23 protein-coding genes are annotated in these 23835 nt (G+C 53.3%); 19 read left to right on the top strand and 4 right to left on the bottom strand.

All coding sequences use genetic code 11. The features are described 5' to 3' along the window. The first annotated feature begins 22 nt into the window (after positions 1-22). The 3 genes from LI015_RS12765 to LI015_RS12775 are packed head-to-tail and all read left to right on the top strand — an operon-like array spanning position 23 to position 3612. Positions 23-2152, top strand: a complete 2130-nt coding sequence (locus tag LI015_RS12765; RefSeq protein WP_002568153.1) for a hydantoinase/oxoprolinase family protein — start codon at positions 23-25, stop codon at positions 2150-2152. A 49-nt stretch (positions 2153-2201) separates the two neighbouring features. Continuing rightward, a complete protein-coding gene (locus LI015_RS12770; protein WP_118017412.1) occupies positions 2202-2849 on the top strand; it encodes a hypothetical protein in 648 nt (215 codons plus the stop codon). Between the two features lie 13 nt (positions 2850-2862). Continuing rightward, positions 2863-3612 carry a GntR family transcriptional regulator gene (locus LI015_RS12775; RefSeq protein ID WP_002568151.1) on the top strand — a complete coding sequence of 250 codons (750 nt, stop codon included), beginning with the start codon at positions 2863-2865 and terminating at the stop codon, positions 3610-3612. Between the two features lie 68 nt (positions 3613-3680). Here the strand turns inward: LI015_RS12775 and LI015_RS12780 are convergent, their stop codons facing one another. After that, positions 3681-4721 (bottom strand): YeiH family protein, encoded by a 1041-nt coding sequence (locus LI015_RS12780; RefSeq protein ID WP_002568150.1) that lies wholly within the window; start codon positions 4719-4721, stop codon positions 3681-3683. 181 nt (positions 4722-4902) lie between these two features. Here LI015_RS12780 and LI015_RS12785 point away from each other — a divergent pair, with 181 nt between their 5' ends. Next, positions 4903-5778 (top strand): LysR family transcriptional regulator, encoded by an 876-nt coding sequence (locus LI015_RS12785; protein WP_002568149.1) that lies wholly within the window; start codon positions 4903-4905, stop codon positions 5776-5778. 65 nt (positions 5779-5843) lie between these two features. Here the strand turns inward: LI015_RS12785 and LI015_RS12790 are convergent, their stop codons facing one another. After that, the gene (locus LI015_RS12790; RefSeq protein WP_002568148.1) at positions 5844-6320 is read right to left on the bottom strand and encodes a hypothetical protein; all 477 of its coding nucleotides are present in this window, start codon (positions 6318-6320) and stop codon (positions 5844-5846) included. Positions 6321-6539: 219 nt separating this feature from the next. Between LI015_RS12790 and LI015_RS12795 the strand changes: the two genes are divergently transcribed. Continuing rightward, on the top strand, positions 6540-7241 hold the full coding sequence (locus LI015_RS12795; RefSeq protein ID WP_117625614.1) for a response regulator transcription factor: 702 nt from the start codon (positions 6540-6542) through the stop codon (positions 7239-7241). Beyond that, entirely contained in the window at positions 7238-8689 is a 1452-nt protein-coding gene (locus LI015_RS12800; protein ID WP_227125266.1) for a HAMP domain-containing sensor histidine kinase, read from the top strand. Before LI015_RS12795 ends, LI015_RS12800 begins: the two co-directional genes overlap by 4 nt. A gap of 73 nt (positions 8690-8762) precedes the next feature. Here LI015_RS12800 and LI015_RS12805 read toward each other — a convergent pair whose 3' ends face one another. Together LI015_RS12805 and LI015_RS12810 are read right to left on the bottom strand one after the other, a co-directional pair. After that, on the bottom strand, positions 8763-10067 hold the full coding sequence (locus tag LI015_RS12805) for a sensor histidine kinase (protein WP_002568145.1): 1305 nt from the start codon (positions 10065-10067) through the stop codon (positions 8763-8765). Positions 10068-10098: 31 nt separating this feature from the next. Beyond that, the gene (locus LI015_RS12810; protein ID WP_002570189.1) at positions 10099-10809 is read right to left on the bottom strand and encodes a LytR/AlgR family response regulator transcription factor; all 711 of its coding nucleotides are present in this window, start codon (positions 10807-10809) and stop codon (positions 10099-10101) included. A 220-nt stretch (positions 10810-11029) separates the two neighbouring features. On the opposite strand from LI015_RS12810, the gene LI015_RS12815 reads away from it, so the two are divergent. From LI015_RS12815 to LI015_RS12875, 13 genes are all read left to right on the top strand, one after another. Then, positions 11030-12478: an APC family permease gene (locus tag LI015_RS12815; RefSeq protein ID WP_117625727.1), complete on the top strand. Its 1449-nt coding sequence runs from the start codon at positions 11030-11032 to the stop codon at positions 12476-12478. 50 nt (positions 12479-12528) lie between these two features. Beyond that, complete coding sequence (locus LI015_RS12820) at positions 12529-13770, top strand: metal-dependent hydrolase family protein (RefSeq protein WP_002568142.1); 1242 nt, start codon at positions 12529-12531, stop codon at positions 13768-13770. 53 nt (positions 13771-13823) lie between these two features. Next, the gene (locus LI015_RS12825) at positions 13824-14324 is read left to right on the top strand and encodes a Na+/H+ antiporter subunit E (RefSeq protein ID WP_002568141.1); all 501 of its coding nucleotides are present in this window, start codon (positions 13824-13826) and stop codon (positions 14322-14324) included. An 11-nt stretch (positions 14325-14335) separates the two neighbouring features. Continuing rightward, entirely contained in the window at positions 14336-14719 is a 384-nt protein-coding gene (locus LI015_RS12830) for a monovalent cation/H+ antiporter complex subunit F (protein ID WP_227125268.1), read from the top strand. Continuing rightward, positions 14719-15039: a cation:proton antiporter gene (locus LI015_RS12835; RefSeq protein WP_002568139.1), complete on the top strand. Its 321-nt coding sequence runs from the start codon at positions 14719-14721 to the stop codon at positions 15037-15039. The genes LI015_RS12830 and LI015_RS12835 overlap by 1 nt, the downstream gene beginning before the upstream one ends. Continuing rightward, on the top strand, positions 15026-15277 hold the full coding sequence (locus tag LI015_RS12840) for a hydrogenase subunit MbhD domain-containing protein (protein WP_002568138.1): 252 nt from the start codon (positions 15026-15028) through the stop codon (positions 15275-15277). Before LI015_RS12835 ends, LI015_RS12840 begins: the two co-directional genes overlap by 14 nt. After that, entirely contained in the window at positions 15270-16286 is a 1017-nt protein-coding gene (gene mbhE / locus LI015_RS12845) for a hydrogen gas-evolving membrane-bound hydrogenase subunit E (protein WP_227125270.1), read from the top strand. Before LI015_RS12840 ends, mbhE begins: the two co-directional genes overlap by 8 nt. Positions 16287-16288: 2 nt before the next feature. Continuing rightward, positions 16289-16669, top strand: a complete 381-nt coding sequence (locus LI015_RS12850) for a sodium:proton antiporter (RefSeq protein ID WP_227125273.1) — start codon at positions 16289-16291, stop codon at positions 16667-16669. After that, positions 16656-18188, top strand: coding sequence for a complex I subunit 5 family protein (locus LI015_RS12855; RefSeq protein WP_227125274.1), 1533 nt, complete (start codon positions 16656-16658; stop codon positions 18186-18188). Before LI015_RS12850 ends, LI015_RS12855 begins: the two co-directional genes overlap by 14 nt. A gap of 43 nt (positions 18189-18231) precedes the next feature. After that, on the top strand, positions 18232-19719 hold the full coding sequence (locus tag LI015_RS12860) for a complex I subunit 5 family protein (RefSeq protein ID WP_227125276.1): 1488 nt from the start codon (positions 18232-18234) through the stop codon (positions 19717-19719). A 14-nt stretch (positions 19720-19733) separates the two neighbouring features. Continuing rightward, entirely contained in the window at positions 19734-21206 is a 1473-nt protein-coding gene (locus LI015_RS12865) for a complex I subunit 5 family protein (RefSeq protein ID WP_319638725.1), read from the top strand. Positions 21207-21236: 30 nt separating this feature from the next. Then, positions 21237-23195 carry a complex I subunit 5 family protein gene (locus tag LI015_RS12870; RefSeq protein WP_319638726.1) on the top strand — a complete coding sequence of 653 codons (1959 nt, stop codon included), beginning with the start codon at positions 21237-21239 and terminating at the stop codon, positions 23193-23195. Between the two features lie 106 nt (positions 23196-23301). Further along, the gene (locus LI015_RS12875) at positions 23302-23730 is read left to right on the top strand and encodes a type II toxin-antitoxin system PemK/MazF family toxin (RefSeq protein ID WP_002568131.1); all 429 of its coding nucleotides are present in this window, start codon (positions 23302-23304) and stop codon (positions 23728-23730) included. The last annotated feature ends 105 nt before the right edge of the window (positions 23731-23835 follow it).

Raw genomic sequence — 23835 nt, forward strand, 5'->3', positions numbered from 1 at the left:
TTTGAGATGAGGAGGTTTTAAAATGGGAAGATCAGTTAGGATGGGTATAGACGTAGGCGGCACCCACACAAAGGCAGTGGCAATTGATAACGCCACCCATGAGATTATCGGGAAATCTTCCGTTAAGACGACCCACGACGACCCCAGAGGCGTGGCCGCGGGTGTGGTTAAGTCCTTTGAAAACTGCCTGAATGAAAATGGAATCAGCCCGGATGATGTGGTATTTGTGGCCCACTCCACCACCCAGGCAACCAATGCCCTGATTGAGGGCGATGTGGCCACTGTAGGTGTCATCGGCATGGCAAAGGGAGGCCTGGAAGGTTTCCTGGCAAAAAAACAGACAAAACTGGATGATATAGACCTGGGCAACCAGAAGAAAATTAAAATTGTAAATGACTTCATCAACGTGAAGAAAATGAACATGGCCGTTGTTGAAGATACTATAAATAGCATGCAGAAGTCAGGGGCCCAGGTACTGGTATCCTCCATGGCGTTCGGCGTGGACGACGGAGGCCCTGAGGCAGAGGTGTATGAGGCGGCCAGCGCCAGGGGCATCCCCACCACCATGGCCAGCGACATCACCAAGCTCTACGGTCTTACAAGAAGGACCAGAACCGCTGCCATCAATGCCTCCATCCTTCCAAAGATGTTAGATACAGCCAATTCAACGGAAGGCTCTGTCCGGGAAGCAGGGGTTCATGTGCCTCTGATGATTATGAGAGGCGACGGCGGAGTCATGGAGATTACGGAGATGAAGAAGCGCCCCGTGCTGACCATGCTGTCCGGCCCGGCTGCTTCTGTCATGGGATCCCTTATGTATCTGAGGGCCTCCAACGGCGTGTACTTTGAGGTGGGCGGCACCACCACCAATATAGGCGTTATCAAGAACGGGCGGCCTGCCATTGACTATTCCATCGTAGGCGGCCATGCCACCTATATCTCATCCCTGGATGTGCGGGTGCTGGGCGTGGCAGGCGGCTCCATGGTCCGGGCTAACAAGCAGGGCGTGGTGGATGTGGGACCACGTTCCGCCCATATAGCAGGACTGGACTATGCCGTGTTCACGGATACGGATAAAATCAGGGGGCCGAAGGTGGAATTCTTCTCACCCAAGCAGGGGGATCCGGACGACTATGTGAGAATCCGGATGGAGGACGGATCCGCTGTCACCCTCACCAACTCCTGCGCAGCCAATGTGCTGGGACTGGTAAAGCCGGAACATTTCTCCTACGGCAACGTGGAATCCGCCAGAAAGGCCATGAAAGCCCTGGCTGACTACTGCGGTACAACGGTGGAGGACATTGCAAAGCAAATTATGGAAAAGGCGTATGCCAAGATTGAGCCGGTGATACTGGAGCTGGCTGAGAAATATAAGCTGGAAAAGGACCAGATATCCCTGGTGGGCGTCGGAGGCGGAGCCGCTTCCCTGATCGTGTATTTCAGCAATAAGATGGGGGTCAAGTACTCCATTCCGGAGAATGCCGAGGTCATTTCATCCATAGGAGTGGCCCTGTCCATGGTCCGTGACGTGGTGGAGCGCATCATGCCTTCCCCGTCCAAGGACGATATCCGGGCCATTAAAAATGAGGCCCTTAACAAGGCCATTGAGTCAGGTGCAACAGCGGAATCCGTGGAGATTCATATTGAAATAGATCCCCAGACCTCCAAGGTGACGGCCATTGCCACCGGTTCAACGGAGGTGAAGACAGCGGACCTGCTAAAGGAATGCGATGAGACTGAGGCAAGGCATCTGGCAGCAGAGGACATGAGGCTGGCGGATGGGGATACAGCCCTTCTGGCAACGTCACCCTACTTCTATGTGTACGGCGAAAGAACAGAGCCGGGTACGCCGGGCGCTGTCCGCATCGTGGATAAGAAGGGATTCATAAAGGTACAGCGGGGAAGGGCCATGTGTTTAAAAACCACGGCAGCAGCCTATCTGGACGCGCTGAAACAGCTCTGGGACGATATGGCAGTATACCAGACAGAGCTGATTGCAAGGCCGGATTACTACCTGTGCATGGGCGCCAGGGTCATGGATTTTACGGCCCAGGACTTTGAGCAGCTGGAGCTTTTGACGGACCTGGAGGTATCTTCACTGGAACCGGATGAAGAAATCCTGGTGGTGGCTGCCAACATCAGGCAGAATTAAGGCGCGGACCCGCTAAGGGGGCCATGGGACCGGTCTGGAGGACAGAGATATGGAAGAGATGAACCTGAGGAAAATGATGAAGGGGCTGGCTGCCGTGGACGACATGACCTGGGGAATGTACGCATTCTCCAGGGATGCGCTCCGGGATAAGGTGGACTGCGGCCGGAAAAAAGAGATGATAGAAAAATCCATCTGCTGCGGCTATGAAACAGCGGATAAAATCATGGACCAGACGGGTACTTCAAATCCCCGGGAGATTGCCGGAAAGCTGGGACTCAGGGTGGAATACCTGGATAAGGGGCAGATAGCGGACAGGGTGCTATTTGCCCTTTTCACCCCTCCCGGCCTGATACAAATTATGAGGGAGCCTATCGACAAGGCGGTTAAAGGCGGTTCACTGGACGGCTTCACCACAAGGGAGCAGCTGGAAGATTTGATTCTGGGCCATGAAATTTACCACTATCTGGAAGAGGAGTACGATGGGATTTATACCAGGACCGAGAAGATACGCCTGTGGAAAATCCTTGGTTTTGAGAACCGTTCCACCATAAGGGCCCTGTCGGAGATAGCCGGAATGTATTTTTCCAAAAAATTAAATGGTTTTCCCTATTCCCCATTTGCCTTAGATATCCTTTTGTACTATAATTATAATTCAGAGACAGCCCTGAACATGTACAGGGAGGTAGCAGAGATCTGACAGGAGGAGTTCTATGGGCAGCACAGACAGCAGGAATTCGGAAGACAACATATATGACGTACTGCGCACGGACATTCTGAACCTGAAGCTGCGTCCCGGGATGATTTTCAGCATCAGGGATATCAGCGAGGCCTACCAGGTGGGAAGGACGCCGGTGAGGGATGCCCTCATTAGCCTTTCCAAGGAGGGGCTTATCACCTTTCTTCCCCAGCGGGGAACCATGATATCCAAGATTAATTATGACAAGGTGCTTAACGAGCGCTTTCTCAGGACCTGTGTGGAGGAGAAGGTGATTCTGGAGTTTATGGCAGTGTGTGATTTAAAGGCCATCACAGAGCTGGAGATGTCCCTGGACCGTCAGGAGAAGTTTGTGGAGGAGGAGGACATACGGGCATTTCTGGCCGAGGATATGTACTTTCATTCTATTTTTTACGTGGGGGTCAACAAGGGATACTGCAACGACATCATATCGGCCAATTCAGGCCATTACATGCGGATTCGTCTTTTGGCCATGGCGGACCAGGGCATAGACCGGGAAGCCCTTAAGCAGCATAAGGAGATAACAGACGCCATTCTGGCCAAGGACTGGGAGCGGCTTCACACTATTTTGAATTTTCATCTGAACCGCCTTGTGAATCAGGAGCGTGCCCTGCTGTCCAAATATCCGGACCTCTTTGAACGGGAAAATGTGGAGGTGAGAAGGGAGCCGGACGAGCTGGGCGTGGATTTCCTGGTGGAGACAAAACTTAAATATCATGCGTAAAAAAGGGCTTTCCCGGCTGCATTTTAACTGCTGCCGGGAAAGCCCTTTTGAAGTTACATGTATGTATTTTACCAGATTCCCAACGTGCTCTGAAGTGCCAGGCTCACTGCGGTGATTCCCACCCAGCAGCAGGCTCCCATGAGGATGGGCTTGCCGCCGGTGCGGATGAGCCTTACCAGATCCGTGTTCAGTCCGATGGCTGACATGGCCAGGACGATGAAGAACTTGCTCAGCTCCTTAATGGGGGCAAAGACTGAGGCAGGAATCCCTGCTCCCATGGCAATGGTGGTGATGACCGAAGCCCCGATGAAGTAGAGAATAAAAAACGGGAAGATATCTTTAAAGCTTACAGACTGTCCGCTGGCCTGATCCGCCTTTTCTTCTTTCCTGGTCCGGATAAAGGCCAGACACAGGGTGATGGGAATAATGGCCAGGGTCCTGGTGAGCTTTACCGTGACTGCTTTGTCCAGGGTGGCTGCCCCCAGATTCCACATGCTGTCCCAGGTGGCTGCCGCGGCAGTGACGGATGACGTGTCATTGATGGCTGTCCCTGCAAAGACGCCAAAGGCATTGCCGGATGCGGTGTCAAATCCCAGGAACTTGCCGAAGGTGGGGAACAGGATGGCTGCCAGCACGTTAAAGAAGAAAATAACGGATATGGCTTGGGCAACCTCATCGTCATCCGCATTGATTACAGGCGCCGTGGCTGCAATGGCGGAACCGCCGCAGATGGAGGAGCCCACACCCACCAGAGTGGAAATGTTGGATGGGATATGCATGAGCTTATGGAGCACAAAGGCAATCACCAGGGAGGTGGTGATGGTGCACACAATGATGGGAAGGGACTGCCTTCCCGTCTCCAGCACCACATTTAAGTTCATGCCAAAGCCCAGAAGGATGACCGCCCACTGCAGTATTTTTTTGGAGGTAAACTTGATACCGTCCTCCAGCCCGTTTTTAGTTTTCATGAATACGGCTATGACCATGCCGGCAAGGATGGCGATGACAGCGCCGCCGATGATGGGGAACATTTTCCCCAGAAACCAGGAAGGGACAGCCAGCAGCAGGCAGAATGCCAATCCTTTCCATTTCTTTTGTAATGATGCCATTTCTTTTTCCTCCTCATATTCCCGATAGCTTGATATTTGACCGTGTGCCGGGTGTAAAACCCAGCACACGGTTTATATGGTAACTTATGGAAAGCATAAAGTAAAATTATATATATTTATATTTTAATAAGAATGTGTTATGATTAAGAGAAACAGAGGGAGAACAAAAGGAGGAAATCAGATGCTGGATTTCAGGGTTTACACATTTCTTGCTGTCTGTGAGTACATGAATTATACAAGGGCTGCTGAGGCGCTGCACATCACGCAGCCCGCCGTGTCACAGCATATACGGTATCTGGAGAACATGTACCAGGTGAAGCTGTTCCTGGCAGAGGGAAAGAAGATACACCTGTCCCCGGCGGGAGAACGTCTGCTTCACGCAGCCACCACCCTTAAGAACGATGAGGTATTCCTGCGAAAACAGATGTTTGAGGGGGCCGGGAAGGGACTGAGCCTGCGGTTTGGGACCACCAGGACAATCGGGGAGTCAGTGATATCCACCCCCCTGGCCCGCTATATCCACAGCCATCCCAAGGACCGCATCAGCGTTGTCATCAACAACACGGACGAGCTTCTGCACAAGCTGGTTTCCGGGGAGATTCAGTTTGCCCTGGTTGAGGGATACTACGATGACGTGGATTTTGATTCCATGGTTTTCAGGACAGAGCCTTTCATACCTGTATGTGCTGCCGGCCATGTATTTGCCGGGGAGCCGGTCCAGTTAAGGGACCTTTTAGAGGAACATCTGCTCATACGGGAGCCTGGGTCGGGAACCAGGGATATCCTGGAGAAGAATCTGGATATCAAGAATATCCGCCTGTCTGATTTTGCCCACATTACGGAAATCGGAAGTATGCATGTCATTCTCCAGCTGCTGGAAAAGGATGCGGGAATCACCTTCCTGTACCGGACCGCGGTGGAGGAGGGGATAAGGGAGGGCGTGTTCAGGGAACTGGAGCTGAGGGATTTCCAGATGGAACATGACTTTGCCTTTATATGGAATAAGGGAAGCATATACGCGGATACGTACAGGAAGATCTGCAGGGAACTGCAGTGAAGGAATGATCCGGCCAAAAGAAAGGCATTGCCGTAACCCCGGAGGGACGGACAATGCCTTATTTGTTATTTTAACAGACTGTCAATCTGCGCCCAGATTCCATTTATCTGTTCCATGGAGCTCAGGGCTTTTTTCTTCTGTTCCAGGCACTGGTTCAGTTTGGCGATGGCCTCGTCATACTTTCCATCCTTCACATCGTTTTTTGCCTGGGCCTTCAACAGCCTGGCCTGGCCGCTGGCTTCCGTATAGGACACCTGCACTTCTGTGATATCATCCTTTAATTCCCTGACCTGGTTCCATGTATCCTTGTGTTCCTTTAACTGGCCGCTGTCCTTCCAGCCCTGGCGGACTGTCTTGGCTGCATCGGAGGCAGTGCGGCTGCTCTTCTGGAGATTTTTGATGGAGGCAGATGTGTCGGCCAGTTCCTGGCGGACCTGGGCTGTTTCGGTGTTATACTCCTTTTTTGTCTGGGCTGCAAAGGCAGGGAAGCTCATGGAGCAGGCCAGGGCTGCAGCGCATATAAAGACTGTTATTTTTTTCATGAATGAAAACTCCTTTCTGTGGCTGTGAATGTCAGTCCGGAATATGTCCGGGATAATACGGAACAGCGGTACCGGTATCCGCCGTCCACACCAACAGGATAGCACAGATGCACAGGGCGGATACAGGTTAAAAATGCGGCAAAAATGTGGCAGCGGTTTACGGATTCCTGACGGGATGGTATGCTATCCGTAAATACTGTTACATGCAGGGAGGTTATTATGGCGAAACGCATATATGTGGCGGATGATGAACTGCATATCCGCACTTTGATACAGACATTCCTTGTCAACGAGGGATATGAGGTGGAGACATTTGAGGATGGAAAGAGCCTGTTTGAGGCATTCCATACATCCTGTCCGGACCTGATCATTCTGGATATCATGATGCCTGGAATGGACGGCTTTGCCCTGTGTACGGCGATCCGCAGGGAGAGCCGGGTTCCCATTATCATCGTGTCAGCCAAGGACGCTCCCATGGACCGGGTCACGGGCATCACCCTTGGCAGCGATGACTATATGGTTAAGCCCTTTCTTCCTCTGGAGCTGGTAGCCAGGGTCAAGGCGCTGTTTCGCAGGGCCGGATACATCCGGCAGGATGCAGGGGAGACGCTGGTTTGCGCTAATTTAAGCCTGGACCCGCGCTCCCGCTGCATGACCGTGGACGGCGCCCACTTTTCCGTGACACCCACGGAATTTGCTTTCCTGCAGTATCTGATGGAGCGCAGGGGGGAGGCGGTCTCCAAGCAGGTGCTTTTGAAGGAAGTGTGGGAGCTGCCGGATTACGATTTGGATACCAGGGTGGCGGATGATCTGGTAAAACGCCTCAGGCGCAAATTCAGGGAGGCCGGGTGCAGGGCAGCCATTGAAACCGTATGGGGCTATGGATTCAGGCTGGAGGAAGACAGGGGGGAGCGGTCATGATGTCTGCCATTCGTTCACGCATCTTTGTTCCTGTGGTAATCCTGATTGTGTTGTTTCCTGTCCTTTCCTGGGCACTGTTTTCCTCTGCCTCAGGCTGGTACGTAAAGCGGATATCCAGCCAGAGCTTAGAGCATCTGATGGAATCCGTCCAGTCCATGGCGGAGCAGGTGTATCCGCGGGATGGAAACGAAACTCTGACCAGGGATGAGGAGAAGATGTATTCCAGGGAATTTCTGAGCCAGGTCAGGGAGTATATACGAAAGGGACGCCCGGAAGCCAGTCTCATTGCCTTTAATTCCCGGCTGAAGCTTACCTTTCCCAGGCAGGGGGAGGAGGAATGGGAAGGAGAGGAAATCAGCGGGGCGTGCCGTGAGATGATTGCCGGCGGGATGTTTGAGGAAAATAAAGGGGCGGATGTCACGGCTGCTGTGGGAAAGCGGCAGTACATGTTCCGGCTCTATGAGACAGAGAGCTCCGGCAATATAAGGGGAAAATATCTGGTGGGATATGTGGAGATACCCGACACAAAAGCCCTTCTGTCCTACACGGGAGGGCTTCTTGCTGCCATTGCCGGTGTTCTGGCATTTCTGTCCCTGGTTGCTGCCTGGTTTGTGGCAGGCAGCATATCCGGGCAGCTTAAGGGGCTGTGCAGGCAGGCCGGCGCCATAGGCAAAGGGGAATTTGAGCCGTCCTGGGTTCATTATCCGATCTCGGAAATAGAAGATTTAAAGAATGCAATGAACGGCATGGCGGCAGAGCTGGACCGGACCGAACAAAAACAGCTGGCCTTTTTCCAGAATGCATCCCATGAGCTTCGGACCCCGCTTATGTCCATCTGCGGTTATGCCCAGGGAATTCAGTGCAATGTGTTCCCGGACCATGCCCAGGCAGCCGCTGTGATTCTGTCTGAAACCATGAGGATGAAGGAGCTGGTGGACGGCATACTGACCATATCCAGGCTGGACAGCCATGACACAAGGCTGCGCACAGAGGTCATAAGCCTTGGGGAGTTTATAGAGGAGCAGATTGACATTTTACAGGGGTTAGGGATAGCGGAGAAGGTGAGCATTGGGATGGAAAAGGAGCAGGAGGATATCAGGGTCAGTGCAGACCCGTCCCTGCTTGGAAAAGCGTTTCAGAATGTGATGAACAACTGCGCCAGATATGCAAAAAGCAGTGTCACAGTCTCTCTTAAAAGGGAGGGGGAATGGGCTGTTGTCTGTGTAAAGGACGATGGGCCCGGCCTGGATGAAAAAGAGATTCCCCATCTGTTTGAGCGGTTTTATAAGGGCAATAAAGGGAATTTTGGAATCGGGCTTTCCATCACGCGCGCTGCCATGGAGTACATGGGAGGACGGGTCCAAGCCCGCAACAGGCGTCCGCCCTGTCATGGAGCCGAGTTCCGGCTGATGCTGCCTGTGGAGGAAGCGGCTGGCAGGAAAGGGTAGCAGGCGCTTATGCGGACCAGAGGCAGGCATCGGCAGGCGCTTATGCGGACCAGAGGCAGGCGGCAGCAGGCGCTTACCTGCAAACCAGAGGCAGCATGACGGATACCGTGAATACGTCGTTATTGTGGCTGATTTTCATGTCGCCGTTATATTTATGGATGACCGTGGATACGTTGGACAGCCCTATGCCGCAGTACTGCTCTCCAATCTTGATGCTTTCGTACCGGTTGCCTTCTATGCGCAGCTGGCCATTGTAGGAATTGGAGATGCTGATGATCAGGAATGCCTTCTGGCAGCGGATTTCCGTGTGGATGAACCGGTTGGCTCCCTTTCCCATACGGCAGCATGCCTCCAGGGCATTGTCCAGGAGATTGCCCAGGATGATGCACAGGTCCACGTTCTCAAACGGCAGTTCAGGAGGCACCATGATGTTGGCTGTCAGGGGAACGCAGCAGGCAGCGGCCTGCTGCTGGGCATTGTTGACCAGGATGTTGACCATGCTGTTTCCGCCGGTTAGGGGCACCTTCATGCCGTTGGCGGATTCATAGATTTGTTCAATGTATGTAAGGGCCTCCTCATACTGGCCTGCTTTTAAAAACACCACCAGGGAATGGAGGTGTTTTTTTAAATCGTGGCGCAGGGAGGTGATTTCCCTCTGGGAGTCCTCCACCTTCTGATAGTAGGAGGACTGCATGGTAAGGAGTTTGTCCGCAATCATATTTTTCTGGCTCTCCTCGTTGATAATGGCATAATCGTCCACCAGATAGAACAGGAACATGGAGGAGCAGAAAAGGATTCCCGATATCTCCAGGTAAAAGTGGGATACGCTGTTCCTCATGTGGAAAATCTGGATGGTAATGAACAGGATCACGGAGGGGACCAGGAAGGAAATGGCATTGTAAAGGGTGGCTTTGTTGCTCTTTCTCATGTTTCTGCACAGGATGAACAAGAGGGTGAAGAAGAAAAAAAGGATGCAGGCCGTCATCTGGGCCAGGGGGCTCTGAATCAGGAAATTGGGCTCTGAGGGAAGGGGCTCGTTGTGCAGAAAACGCAACAGCACTGCGGACAGCAGCTTGCAGGCATAGTTGAGGACAACGAACAGATAAGCAACCAGCACCTTGGTCCTGAGGGAATCCGTAAAGAATATGCAGCTTACCAGCATTGTGAAGGCGCAGTAAAAAACGCACATGCTGAACAGAGGCGCGTTGAACCAGTAGGTTACCCACTGGAATATAAAATAAATCAGGATGCCCACCGTGTACTGGGACATGGGCCGCAGGTTCCGGTGAAGAAAGTTGCTGCACAGCCAATAAAGAATCAGGGTCTCGGCCACGGACAGCACAAAGCTGACCCAGGCATGCTGAATGACGTTCATCATAGGTCTGCCTCCATGCAGGCTGGGAATTTCATCATAGATTTGCCTCCATATAGCTTAAGAATTCCTGGTTCACTTCCCTGCGCTTGTGCTTGCTCATGGGAAGCACCTCTTTGTTGTCCATGGTTACGGAATCCTTGAATATATTATAAATATGGCTTACGTTGACCAGGAAGCTCTTGTGAATCCGGATGAAGCCGTCCGGGCGGAGCTGCTCTTCCAGGGAACTGATGGTGCCTGTAAATGTAAATGTGCCTTCCTTTGCAACCACACGGATGGTCCTTAAATCCGATTCCAGATAATAGATATGGTCGGTCATCAGTTTGGTGGTGCCGTTTATGCTGGGAAAGGAAAAGATGGATGCCTGTTTTTTCTGCTGCCTGTCAAGCAGCTCCTCCACGGCGGACAGAAAGTCGCCGCTCTCCACTGGCTTTACGATATAGCGGAAGGCGCCCACCTTGTAGCCCTCCACCGCGTAATCCACAGTGGCTGTCACAATGAGGATGGGAACCTCGTCGTCCAGCTGGCGGATGTGCTTTGCCACCTCGATGCCGCCCATGGTTTCCATGCGCATGTCTAACACCAGGATGTCGCAGAACCCTTTTTGTTTATAATCCTTAAGCAGGTCCAGGCCGTCTGTGTAGGATATGATATCCACAGGCCGTTTTTCTTTTAATTGTTCCAGATGTCCGCACAGCACCATCAGGTCCGCGGGACTGTCATCGCAAAGTACAATTCTGAACATGACCATTCTCCCCTGAAATTAGTTAAACGCATAACGATTATACAATTCTTTCAGTGGTATTGTAAATAGGTTTTTTGGACAAAAAATACATTTCTGACCAATTATTACACTGAAATTATCGTTTGTGCACAAAGTATTGCGTTAATTTTTTCCTTGTGTAAAATGAGGATATGAGTTGAGAAACAATATAAAAAACAAGAAAAAGGGGGAAACAGATCTTATGTCTGGACCAAGTGGAAATGATGCAGGCGGAATGAAAAAGACCCTGTCCATATGGAATTTCTTTACCATTGGATTCGGGGCCATCATCGGTACTGGCTGGGTGCTGCTGGTAGGTGACTGGATGGTGATTGGAGGCGGACCCATAGCGGCCATGATTGCATTTGCCATAGGAGCCGTGTTCCTGCTTCCCATAGGAGCCGTGTTCGGGGAGCTGACAGCGGCCATCCCTATCTCCGGCGGAATCATTGAATATGTGGACAGGACCTACGGACGCAATGCCTCATACATAACAGGATGGTTCCTGGCGCTGGGCAACGGTATCCTCTGCCCATGGGAGGCCATCGCCATCTCCACATTAGTATCCGATATGTTTGGGGGCCTGTTCCCGGTTCTCAGGGCGGTTAAGCTCTATACCATCATGGGGGCGGATGTGTACCTGTTCCCCACTGTCATAGCGCTGGGATTTGCAGTCTATGTGATTCTCCTTAACTTCCGGGGCGCCAGCGCAGCCGCTAAGCTGCAGGCATTTCTGACAAAGGCCCTATTGGCGGGCATGCTCCTGGCAATGGCAATCTCCTTCGTGAAAGGCGGGCCGTCCAACATCCTTCCCTCCTTTACACAGGTGGAGGGACCGTCCACGGTAACCAGCGCAAACAACATGTTTGCAGGCATTATCTCGGTGCTGGTAATGACCCCGTTCTTCTACGCAGGGTTTGATACCATACCGCAGCAGGCTGAGGAAGCAGCGGAAGGCCTGGACTGGAACAAGTTCGGCAAGGTTATCAGCATGGCGCTCCTGGCGGCTGGCGGTTTCTATATGATTTGTATTTATTCCTTCGGCACCATCATACCGTGGACTGATTTTATAAAGAGCACGGTTCCGGCATTGGCCTGTCTTAAGAACATCAACATGTTTCTGTATGTGGCAATGCTGATAATCGCCACATTAGGCCCCATGGGCCCCATGAATTCCTTCTACGGAGCTACCAGCCGCATCATGCTGGCCATGGGACGTAAAGGACAGCTCCCGGACAGCTTTGCGGTTCTGGATGAAAAAAGTGGGGCGCCGAAGATGGCCAACACAGTGCTGGCAGTCCTGACCATTATGGGTCCTTTCCTGGGTAAAAACATGCTGGTATCCCTGACCAATGTGTCGGCGCTGGCATTCATCTTCTCCTGCACCATGGTAAGCTTTGCCTGCCTTAAGATGCGCTATACGGAGCCTGACCTTCCAAGGCCTTACAAGGTTCCCGGCGGAAAAGCAGGCATCTGCATGGCTTGTCTGGCAGGTACCATCATCATCGGGCTTATGGTGGTTCCCTTCAGCCCCGCAGCCCTTAAGCCTGTAGAGTGGGCCATCGTGGTTGCATGGCTGGTCATCGGGCTGGGCCTTAGCGCTGTTACCAGGGCAAAGGCAAATAATAAGGCGGCAGCCGCTGCAAAATAACGGCAATAAAATCATACATCAACATATATCAAATAAAGGAGGATTTTTCAATGAAGAAGGTAGCTTTTAAAGGCGGTTTACTGATTGACGGTACCGGCGCGGAGCCAGTGGTGAACAGTCTGGTGCTGACAGAGGATGACAAGATTGCGTACGCCGGTGCGGACAAGGAAATCGGACCTGACTACGAGGTTGTGGATATTACCGGAAAGACTATTATGCCTGGTCTTATTGACTCCCATCTGCATTTTTCAGGAAACCTGACAGACGATGACAGCGACTGGGTACTGGAGGATGTGGTACAGAAGACAGTGGTGGCGGTACAGCAGGCCCATGAGTGTCTGGAGAACGGCCTTACCACGGTTGGCGAGATTTCCCGTTCCGGCATCCAAATCCGCAACATGGTGGAAGCCGGCGTCATGAAGGGCCCCAGGGTAGTGGCAACCGGACTTGGATTCTGCCGTACCTGCGGACACGGGGATTCCCACAAGCTTCCCAGCTACTATAACGACGAATCCCATCCATGGGCTGAGCGTGTGGACGGACCATGGGATCTGCGCAAGGCAGTTAGAAGAAGACTCCGCCAGAATCCGGATGCAATTAAAATCTGGTCCACAGGCGGCGGCATCTGGCGCTGGGACCAGAAGCTGGACCAGCACTATACGCTGGAGGAGATTCAGGCTGTTGTGGATGAGTGCAGGATGGTAGGCATCCCGGTATGGTCCCATGCAGAGGGCTACGGCGGCGCCCTGGATTCTGCCAGGGCAGGGGTACATCTCATTATCCACGGCCAGACCTTAAATGACGAGTGTCTGGATATCATGGCAGAGAAAGGCATTTATTTCTGTCCCACCATCCAGTTCTTAAACGAATGGTTCAAGACATACGCTCCGCCATACATCCCGGAGGTGCATGACCAGTATCCTGGCGATACCGTAGCGGAGAAGGAGCTGAACCGCGTGTACGCTAACTTAAGAAAAGCAAAGGCAAAAGGCATCGGACTTACCATTGGTTCGGACTCCTTCTGCTCCAGCCTTACACCATACGGAACAACAGCCATCGGAGAGATGTATTCCTTTGTGGAAAAAGCAGGCATCAGCGAGATGGATACCATTGTGGCGGCTACCAAGGCAGGCGCCGAGATGCTGAAGGTGGACAATGTGACCGGATCCCTGGCAGAGGGAAAGAGCGCCGACCTGTTAGTAATTAACGGCAACCCGTTAGAGAATATCCGTGCAATCGCTGTTGAGAACATGGACGTAATCATGAAAGAAGGATATTTTGTAAAACGCTGACCGGTACTCCCGGATGAGAGGAAAGGGCTGCTGCTATAACAGGCGGCAGCCCTTTGCCGGTTTGGAAAGCCAAGGGGGATGGAAAGAACATGTATGTATTGCTGTATCTTCTGTGGATTCTGTTAAACGGCAGGGTCACGGCTGAAATTCTGGCGGTGGGAGTCCCGGTGGCAGGGCTGGTATACGGCTTTGGGTATCTGGCTCTGGGTTACCGTTTGTCCGGAGACCTGCTTCTCCTGAAGCGCCTGGGTCATATTCTTGTATTCCTGGCCATGGTGGCCTGGGAGGTGGTGAAGGCCAATGTGGCCATTATCCGCATAGTGCTGTCCCCCCACATGGAAATCACGCCCTGTCTGGTGCCGGTTAAGACGGATTTAAAGAGCGCCGGAGCCAGGGCGGCCCTGGCCAATGCCATTACCCTGACGCCGGGCACCATCACGGTGGATGTGAAGGATGATGTGCTGTGGGTCCACGCGCTGACAGCTGAGATGGCAGAGGGGCTTAAGGACTGGCATGTGGCAAGGCAGCTGGCGCGGATCGAGGAAGTAAGATAGGAGGAAGGGACATGGGGGCAGAGATAGGGGCAAAGATAGGGGCAGAGATGGGGGCGGCAGAGGGGCTGTTTACAGGTATCCTGATTCTGTCGGTTATCATACTCAGCATCAATATGATATTCTGCCTGCTGCGGGCCGTACTGGGACCGCGCTTTTCCGACCGGCTCATTGCCATCAATATGATAGGAACCAAGACTGTTCTCATGATTGCCCTGCTCATAAAGGTGTTCCATGAGGATTATCTGGTGGATATCTGTCTTATATATGCCCTTATCAGCTTCCTGTCCTTTGTGGTTCTGACAGGGCTTCTGGGCCGGCATATGGGCTGTGAAAAGGAAAGTGGAGAGAGCGGTGGGGCAGGAAAGGAAAATACAAAAAAGGAGGCGGTGCTGTAATGGGTCTGGTGACAGGAGGAATTTTCATCGTGCTGGGAGTGTTTGTGCTCTGTGTGGCGACCTTTGGCATATTCCGGTTTGAATATGCGCTGAACCGGATCCATGTGGCTGCCAAATGCGATACCCTGGGGAGCATGCTTATACTGGCCGGCCTTATAATCTCCAACGGGTGGAATATGGAGTCGGCCAAAATCGGATTGATTCTTCTGTTTATCTGGATTGGCAACCCGGCGGCCTCCCACATGGTGGCCAGGGCAGAGGCCAGGAGCAATCCAAACCTTAAAGAGGAATGCGGGGTGTCTGAATATGAAGGCGGTTGAGATCATTCTCCTGCTGTTTCTGATGGCCTGTTCCTTAAGTGTATTCCTGTGCAGGAACCTGTTGGTGGCAGCCATCCTGTTTATGGCCAACAGCCTTATCATGAGCATCATATGGGTGATTCTGCAGTCCCCGGACCTGGCTATCACAGAGGCGGCCGTGGGCGCAGGGGTCACGGGAATCCTGCTTTTTATTACACTGTATAAGGTCGATGGGTTAAGGGGGGAAGACAGTGAGTGAGGACAGCGGTAAGCGCGGTCTGCGCGCATTCGTGGACTGGGTGGAAAACGGTCCGGACTGGGACGATGAGGCCGGTGTGCATGAAGGCGGGGCCGGCGGGCATGGCGGGGAGAATGGCGGGCATGGAGCAGCAGACACCGTGCATGGAGCGGCAGACACCGTGCACGCTTCGGGGCAGGCTGTAAAGAGAAATACAAAACGGACTATGGGCAGGCGGTTTGCGGAATTTACGGAGGAACATGCCCTGCGTGTGTTCGGCCGTGTCTACCGGGCTGTGGCGCAGATCGTCTGTCTGGCAGGCATGGCAGTGCTTCTCATGATGGTAACCCATCTGCCTGCCTTTGGCTCCGCGGACAATCCGGCCAATAATGAGGTGGTGGGCCGTTATCTGGAAAACGGGCTGTCCGAGACCGGGGCCGTGAATACGGTTGCTGGAATCATACTGGATTACCGGGCCTTTGATACCTTTGGCGAGTCCGTGGTTTTATTCCTGGCGGCCGTCAGTGTCATTGCCCTCTTGCGCCTCAAAACCGAAAGCGGGTATAGCGGGAAGGAAGACCGGAGTGGGGGAACGGAGCATGAAGAGGATGAGGAAAGGGATATCATACTGGAACAGGTGGCCAGGCTGCTGGTTCCCTTTATTCTTATGTTTGGCGTCTATGTGGTGCTCAACGGCCATCTGTCCCCCGGAGGCGGGTTCTCAGGAGGAACGGTGATGGGGGCCGGCCTGATACTATATGCCAATGCATTTGGGCACCGGCGGATTCACCGTTTTTTCAGCTTTAAAACCTTTACTGTGATGAGCAGCAGTGCGCTGATGGTATACGCCCTTTCAAAAGGCTATTCCTTTTTTATGGGGGCAAACCACCTGGAGTCGGGTATTCCTTTGGGAAGGCCGGGAAACATCTTCAGCGCAGGCCTGATACTGCCTCTGGATATCTGTGTGGGTCTGGTGGTGGCCGGGACCATGTATTGCTTTTATTCCCTGTTCCGGGAAGGGGAGGTGTGATAATGCAGGCGCTTGTGACCAACTACTACGAGACAGCGGCCATGATTTTGTTTTCCATTGGGTTTACCATGCTGCTGCTCCAGAAAAACCTGATTAAAAAGGCCATCGGGCTGAACATTATGGATATGTCCGTGTATCTGTTCCTGGCGGCCAAGGGGTACATAGCCGGTGGAAGGGCGCCCATAGCAGATGGAAGGACATCTGTGGAAGGATTCATCAATCCCCTTCCCAGCGGTCTGGTGCTGACGGGAATCGTGGTGTCTGTCAGCGTGTCAGCCTTTCTCTTTTCACTGATTCAGAGATTCCACTACTATTACAAGACACTGGATTTGGACGGCATGCTGTATGAAGGACAGGAGGAGACAGACGGTGAGGCTGGTTGAGAACATTCCATTTTTCAGTATATTCATCATGATGGCAGGGGGAATCGTGACGCCCCTTCTGGGAGGCAGGAACCGGGCCAGGGTTCTACACCTGGTTTTGGTGGGGGCAGTGGCAGTGATGTCAGGCCTGCTTCTGGGATATACGGCGGACGGTACCTGTTTTCGCTTCATGATGGGACATTTCCCGGCGCCATGGGGGAATGAGGTCAGGGCCGGCGCCCTGGAAGCTCTTATGAGCCTGGTCTTTTCCCTTGTGATGTTTCTCACGGTGGCTGCCAATAAACGGTCCCTGGAACACGACATACCCGGGGAGCGGGCGGGCCTGTATTATGTGATGATGAACCTTCTGTTCAGTTCTCTTCTGGCCCTTATCTACACCAATGACCTTTTTACCGCTTATGTATTCATAGAAATCAATACCATTTCAGCCTGTGCCATTGTGTGCGCAAAGGAAAGCGGCGAGACCGTGGCGGCAGCCATAAGGTATCTCATCATGAGCCTGGTGGGAAGCGGGCTCATCCTTATCTCCATTGCCCTTTTATACTGCCAGACAGGCCATCTCCTTATGGAACCCATGGCAGGGGCTGTCAGGGAGCTGGCATCCTCAGGAAAGGATTTATTTCCCCTTAAGATGGCTCTGGTGATGATGACTTCCGGGCTGGCAGTAAAAAGCGCCCTGTATCCCTTCAGCTCCTGGCTGCCGGGAGCCCATGCCAATGCCACGGCTGCTTCCAGCTCTGTTTTGTCGGGTCTGGTTCTGAAGGGATACATTATCCTGCTTCTCAAAGTCTATATGCGGATTCTGGGAATGGATCTGATTATCCGGCTGCGGATCAATGACCTGCTTTTCGTGTTCGGAATCCTGGCCATGGTCATTGGTTCGGCCAAGGCGCTGCAGCAGCATATGGTCAAGCGGGTCATTGCCTATTCATCCATTGCCCAGATTGGATATATCTTCATGGGAATCGGTATGGGAACCAGTGCAGGGCTGGCAGCCGCAGTCCTGCACATGATTGTCCACGCGGTGACAAAGCCCATGCTGTTTACAGCCGCAGGCGGCCTCATGGACTGCTGCGGCCATCAGAAGGAGATAGCGGCCCTTAGGGGAAGCGCAAGGCGGAATCCGGCAGCCGGAGCCGGGTTGGTGGTAGGAAGTATGGCCATGATAGGGATCCCCTTTTTTTCCGGGTTTGTTTCCAAGATTTCCTTTGCTATGGCCTCGTTTCATGATCTGGACCGGACGGTTCTGGTGCTGGGGGCCCTGGCTGTCAGCACGGTCCTCAATGCCATGTATTACATACCGCTCATCATCATCGTGTTTTCAGAAAGAGGGCCGGAGAAGGCGGACTATGAGGCGGCAGGTCTGGAGGACGCGGCTGTGCCTGAGGCGGGAGAGCCTGTAAAGGATGTTTCTTTCGCGGCAGCCATGGCCTGTTTTATGGCTGGGAATGTGCTGATTGGGACTTGCTACGGCCCTGTGGTCCGGATGATAGAGACAGGGCTTGCCAACTTCGGGTGACCCCGGCAGCAGGAGAGTATATGAGAAGGAGAGGACATAGGACATGAGAGAAATGTGGATGATGGCGCCGGTGCTGTTTCCAGTGGTTTCCGGCGGGGCCCTGTGGATATGGAAGCCGGGAAAAAACAAAATTCACACAGCTGCGGCGGTTCTGTCCCTGGCAGAGGCTGTGTGTTCCTGGCTGGTCATCCTGAACTGCATGGGGATGAAGCTGCCTCTGTGGAGCATCGGACCGGGCATGGAGCTGTGCCTTCGGCTGGATGGAACCGGAGCCCTGTTTTCCGGTCTGGCATCCCTTATATGGGTGCTGGTGGTTTTCTTTGCCTTTGAATATATGGAACATGAGAAGGAAGATGCCCGGTTTTTCGGATGCCTTATTATGTCCCTGGGAGCCCTGACAGGAGTTGCCTGGGCAGGAAATTTTGTTACCCTGTACCTGTTTTTTGAAATGATGACATTTTTCAGCGTTCCCCTGGTATTCCATTCCAGGAAGAGGGAAGCGCTTCGTGCCGGAATGGTATATCTGGCCTATTCCATGCTGGGCGCATCCATTGCTCTGGGAGGATATTTCTTCTTCCGCCAGTATGCCTGCGGAACGGATTTTAAGGCGGGCGGGGTTCTGATGGAGGCAGCGGGAATGGTCCAGGGCAGGCCGCAGATTCTTCTTCTGGCTGTTTTCTGTATGGCGGCCGGATTTTCCTGTAAGGCAGGTCTTATGCCCCTTCATCCGTGGCTGCCTATCGCGCATCCGGTTGCGCCTGCCCCTGCCAGCGCTGTGTTATCAGGCCTGATTACCAAGGCAGGGGTGGTGGCTGTCATCCGTGTGGTGTACAATATGGCCGGTCCCGCGTTCCTTCGGGGGACATGGGTGCAGTACGCCCTGTTGTCCATGGCTGTGGTGACCATATTTACCGGTTCCATGCTGGCCTATAAGGAAAAGAAGCTGAAAAGGCGTCTGGCCTGTTCCTCCTTCAGCCAGGTGTCCTATGTGCTGTTAGGCGTATTCCTGCTGTCCATGGAAGGGCTTTACGGCTCCCTGCTCCAGATGGTGTTCCATGCCCTGGCAAAGAACGCCCTGTTCCTCTGCGCGGGGGCTGTGATATGTAAAACGGGCTGCACCAGGGTAAAGGAGTTAAGGGGGATGGGAAAGCGGATGCCGGCTGTGATGGTATGCTTTGCCCTGGCATCCCTGTCACTGGTGGGGATTCCCCCGGCAGGCGGTTTTCTGGCAAAATGGCATCTGGCCGTGGGTGCCATGAGGGCAGATGCCGGCGTGTTTGCATGGCTGGGGCCTGTGGTGCTTATGGTCAGCGCCCTTCTGACGGCGGGGTATCTGTTTCCTGTTATTGTGGCGGGATTTTTTCCGGGAATGGATTGGCGGAAAACGGATCAATCAGAAGATGGAAGATTGTCTGTATCTGCATTTATGGGGGTGCCTCTGGCCGTGTTAGGCATCTCCCTGCTGGTGCTGGGGGCCCTGGGAAATCCTGTTTTTGAATTACTGAGGGGCATTGCCTCTGATATGGTGTGAAAGGGGGGATGGGTGTGAATCCATATTATCTGCTGGTGCCTGTGCTTCTTCCCATGGTGACTGGCGCGGCTGTGCTTGGACTGCGTCCAAAGGAGCGCAGAAAACGGGAGATACTGGTAATGGGAGGAATTCTGGCTGCCTCGGCAGTGATTGGGGCCCTGGTGTTAAACCGTCCCGGACAGCCGCTGGTGCTGTACCGTTTTGGCAGCAGAATGAATATATCGCTGGGACTGGACGGTCTGTCCGGGGTATTTGCCTGTCTCATTGCAGTGCTTTGGCCCCTTACCGCACTGTATTCCTTTGAATATATGAAGCATGAGGGGAAGGAAAACAAGTTTTTCGGATATTTTTCCATTACATATGGGGTGGTGGCGGGAGTGGCGCTGTCACACAGCCTGATTACCCTGTACTTTTTCTATGAGCTTATGACCCTGGCTACCCTGCCGCTGGTCATGCATGCCATGGATACCAGGGCCATCTATGCGGGCAAGAAATATCTGCTTCTTTCCATGGCGGGGGCTGCCATGGTATTTGTCAGCATTATCAGCCTTCATGAATATGGAACCACCCTGGATTTTACCTGGGGCGGTGTGATACCCCAGGGTCTGTCCCATGTGGAACGGCGTCATCTGTACGGCGCATTTATTCTGGCCTTCTTCGGGTTTGGGGTAAAGGCAGCAGTGGTCCCGTTTCACAGCTGGCTTCCCGCTGCGTCGGTGGCCCCCACTCCCGTATCAGCCCTTCTGCACGCAGTGGCAGTGGTGAAGGGGGGCGTGTTTGCGCTGATGCGGGTGGTGTACTGGTGCTTCGGGGCCGGATTCCTTATAGGGACAAAGGTGCAGGCAGCGGTTCTGTGCGTCTGCTGCATCACCATCCTTTATGGCTCCCTCAGGGCCCTTTGCACCCAGCATCTGAAACGCAGGCTGGCCTATTCTACTGTAAGCCAGCTGTCCTATATCCTTATGGGCGTCATGCTTATGACTCCCGCGGGGCTGGCAGCAGGCCTGACCCATATGGTATGCCACGCCCTGATGAAGATTACCCTGTTCTTCTGCGCGGGAGCCATCCTGTATAAAGGGGGACGGGAATATGTGTATGAACTGCGGGGAGTGGGAAGGGCCATGCCGGTTACCATGGCCTGTTTTACCCTGGCCGGGCTGGGGCTGGTGGGGGTCCCGCTCTTTGCGGGCTTTGTGAGCAAGTTTATGCTTGGGTCGGCTGCCGCAGAGGCAGGGGGTCTGGGAATGCTGGGGGTGGCATGCCTGATTATATCCGCCTTTTTTACTTTGTTTTATATGGTACTCATCATAGGGGCTGCCTGGTTCCCGGCAGAGGGGAGGGAGGATTCCCATTGGAATACTCATTGTGACCCAAACTGGAATATGAAGCTTCCTTTGATTGCCATTACTGCCATGAGCATGGTCCTGGGCCTGTGGTCCGGCCCTCTGATTCAGGTGTTTAACCGGATTGCGGCAGGAGGTATGTAGGAAGGATAAAAGATGAAGGGGGTAGCGGAAATGGAAGGAAATATATGGCTGTTGGGGGCTGTGGCCTGGCCTTTTCTGGCAGCCTTTATCAGTCTTTTGGCAGGAAAAAAAGGGGAGAGCAACCGGGATGTTTTTGCGTCGGCCGCCATGGTCATGGAATTTACAGGCATGCTCTGCCTTTATCCCGTTAACAGTCCGGCAGCTTTTTCCTGGGCCGGATTTTGTGAGATGGGCATATGGCTGAGGGCGGACGGATTCAGGTGGCTCTACAGTACCATTGCAGCCTTTATGTGGATGATGACCACCCTGTTTTCCATGGAATATTTTGCCCGACACGGCAATCGCGGAAGATACTGTTTCTTTTCCCTGTTAACCTGCGGGGCAACCATGGGCGTATTTCTGTCCGACAGCCTGTTCTCCCTGTTCCTGTTCTTTGAGATAATGGGACTTACCTCCTTTGTGATGGTCATACAGGAGGAGACAGAGGCAGCGGGAAGGGCAGCCAGGACCTACCTGGCCATTGCAGTTATAGGGGGGCTGTGCGCGCTGTTCGGTATCTTTATGATTGCAGCGGGAACAGGAAATCTATCCATGGACAGTCTGGAACAGTTCAGGAAGGCCACAGGGGGAACATGGCCCCTGTATCTGGCAGGAGCGCTGCTGCTTGCCGGATTCGGGGCAAAGGCAGGGATGTATCCGCTGCACGTATGGCTTCCCAATGCCCACCCTGTGGCGCCGGCGCCTGCCAGCGCCCTGCTGTCAGGCATCCTGACCAAGACGGGCGTGTTCGGAATCCTGGCAGTTACCGTGACCATGTTCCGGCATGACATGGCCTGGGGAATGGTGCTTTTGGTGCCGGGAGCCGTGACCATGGTGCTGGGAGCAATACTGGCCGTGTTCTCCATTGACCTAAAACGTACCCTGGCGTGTTCCTCCATGTCCCAGATTGGCTTCATCCTTACGGGATGCGCCATGCAGTGTCTGCTGGGAGAGGAAAACGGGCTGGCTGTGAGCGGAACCGTGCTGCATATGGTGAACCACTCCATGATTAAGCTGGTGCTGTTCATGGCGGCTGGATGTATCTATATGAATCTGCATAAGCTGGATCTGAATGAGATTCGGGGATATGGCAGGAACAAGCCGTTTTTGATGCTGGTCTTTGCCATGGGTGCATATGGCATATGCGGTATCCCGCTGTGGAACGGGTATGTGAGTAAGACGCTGCTTCATGAGAGTATAGTGGAGTATATAGAAGTGCTGGGCGCCCAGGGCGCCGATGCCCTGCCCTTTCAGGTGCTGGAGTGGGCCTTCCTCCTGGCGGGAGGGCTTACGGTTGCCTACATGGCAAAGCTGTTTGCGGCCATTTTTCTGGAAAAGGCCCCAATGGGCCGGGAGAGGGATGACAGGGAAAAGCGGTACGCCGGCACGGCTGCCTGCTTTGCCCTGGGCGGCTCTGCTTGTCTCCTCCCTCTTATGGGGATGGCCCCCCACCGGATTATGGACCGTATGGCAGATATCAGCCGTCCGTTTTTAAGGGGGGCACAGGTCCCGCACCAGGTGGAGTATTTTTCAGAGGCCAATCTCAGGGGAGCCTGTATCAGCATAACGATAGGAATTCTGGTGTATGTGCTGTTCATTCGCAGATACCTTATGGAGACAGGGGAGGACGGGACCAGGGTCTATGTGGACAGATGGCCGGCATGGCTGAACCTGGAGGACCGGGTTTACCGCCCCCTGGTACTTGCCGTGCTGCCCTTTTTGGGAGCCGTGCTGGCCAGATGCGTCAACGGGATCTGCGAAGGCCCTCTTCCCCTGTTTATGAAAAGGCCGGAAAAGAACCAGGTGGTGGCACCGGGGGAGTCCAGCCGGTTTTTCAGGCAGGCCCAGGATGTAAGGCTTCTGCACATGATTTATTCCAGCATGGGATACGGGTTCATGATGCTGGGGGCAGGGCTTATACTGATGACAGCATATGTGCTGTTTTTATGAGAAACCTTGTGTGTGAAAAAAGGTTGTCCCTCATATGATTAATTACCTCAGGGATGGTGATACTCTTCATTAGAAAACACCATTTACGAATCAGCGAGGTAATGATATGTATAGAGAGAACAAAAATATGAACCAGGACGCACACCAGACCATTCTGAGAGGGGATTTATATTATGCGGACCTGTCGCCGGTAGTGGGGTCTGAGCAGGGGGGAATCCGGCCGGTACTGGTCATCCAGAATGATGTGGGGAACAAATACAGCCCAACCGTAATCGTGGCAGCCATCACCAGCCGATCCACCAAGGCAGCCATTCCCACCCATGTCTGTATCCGCAGGATGCGCGGCGGTTTAAAGCAGGATTCCACCGTACTGGCAGAACAGATTCGCACCATAGACCGGAACCGTTTGAAGGAATACATAGGACATCTGGATTCCGGTCAGATGGCGGGAATTGAACAGGCCATGGTTACCAGCTTGGGGCTGGGGCATCTGACAGGCAATATGGGACAGGTCTTTCTGCCGTCTTATTCATAAGACGGAGATATCGGTTGAGGCACAAAGAAATAATAATGACAGGGCCGTTTTCTGCATACATTGTTATGAGGCAGGGGACGGCCCTGTTAGTTTGGACGGTCAGAT

The organism is Enterocloster sp. 210928-DFI.2.20 (assembly GCF_020554465.1).
Lineage (GTDB): Bacteria > Bacillota > Clostridia > Lachnospirales > Lachnospiraceae > Enterocloster > Enterocloster bolteae.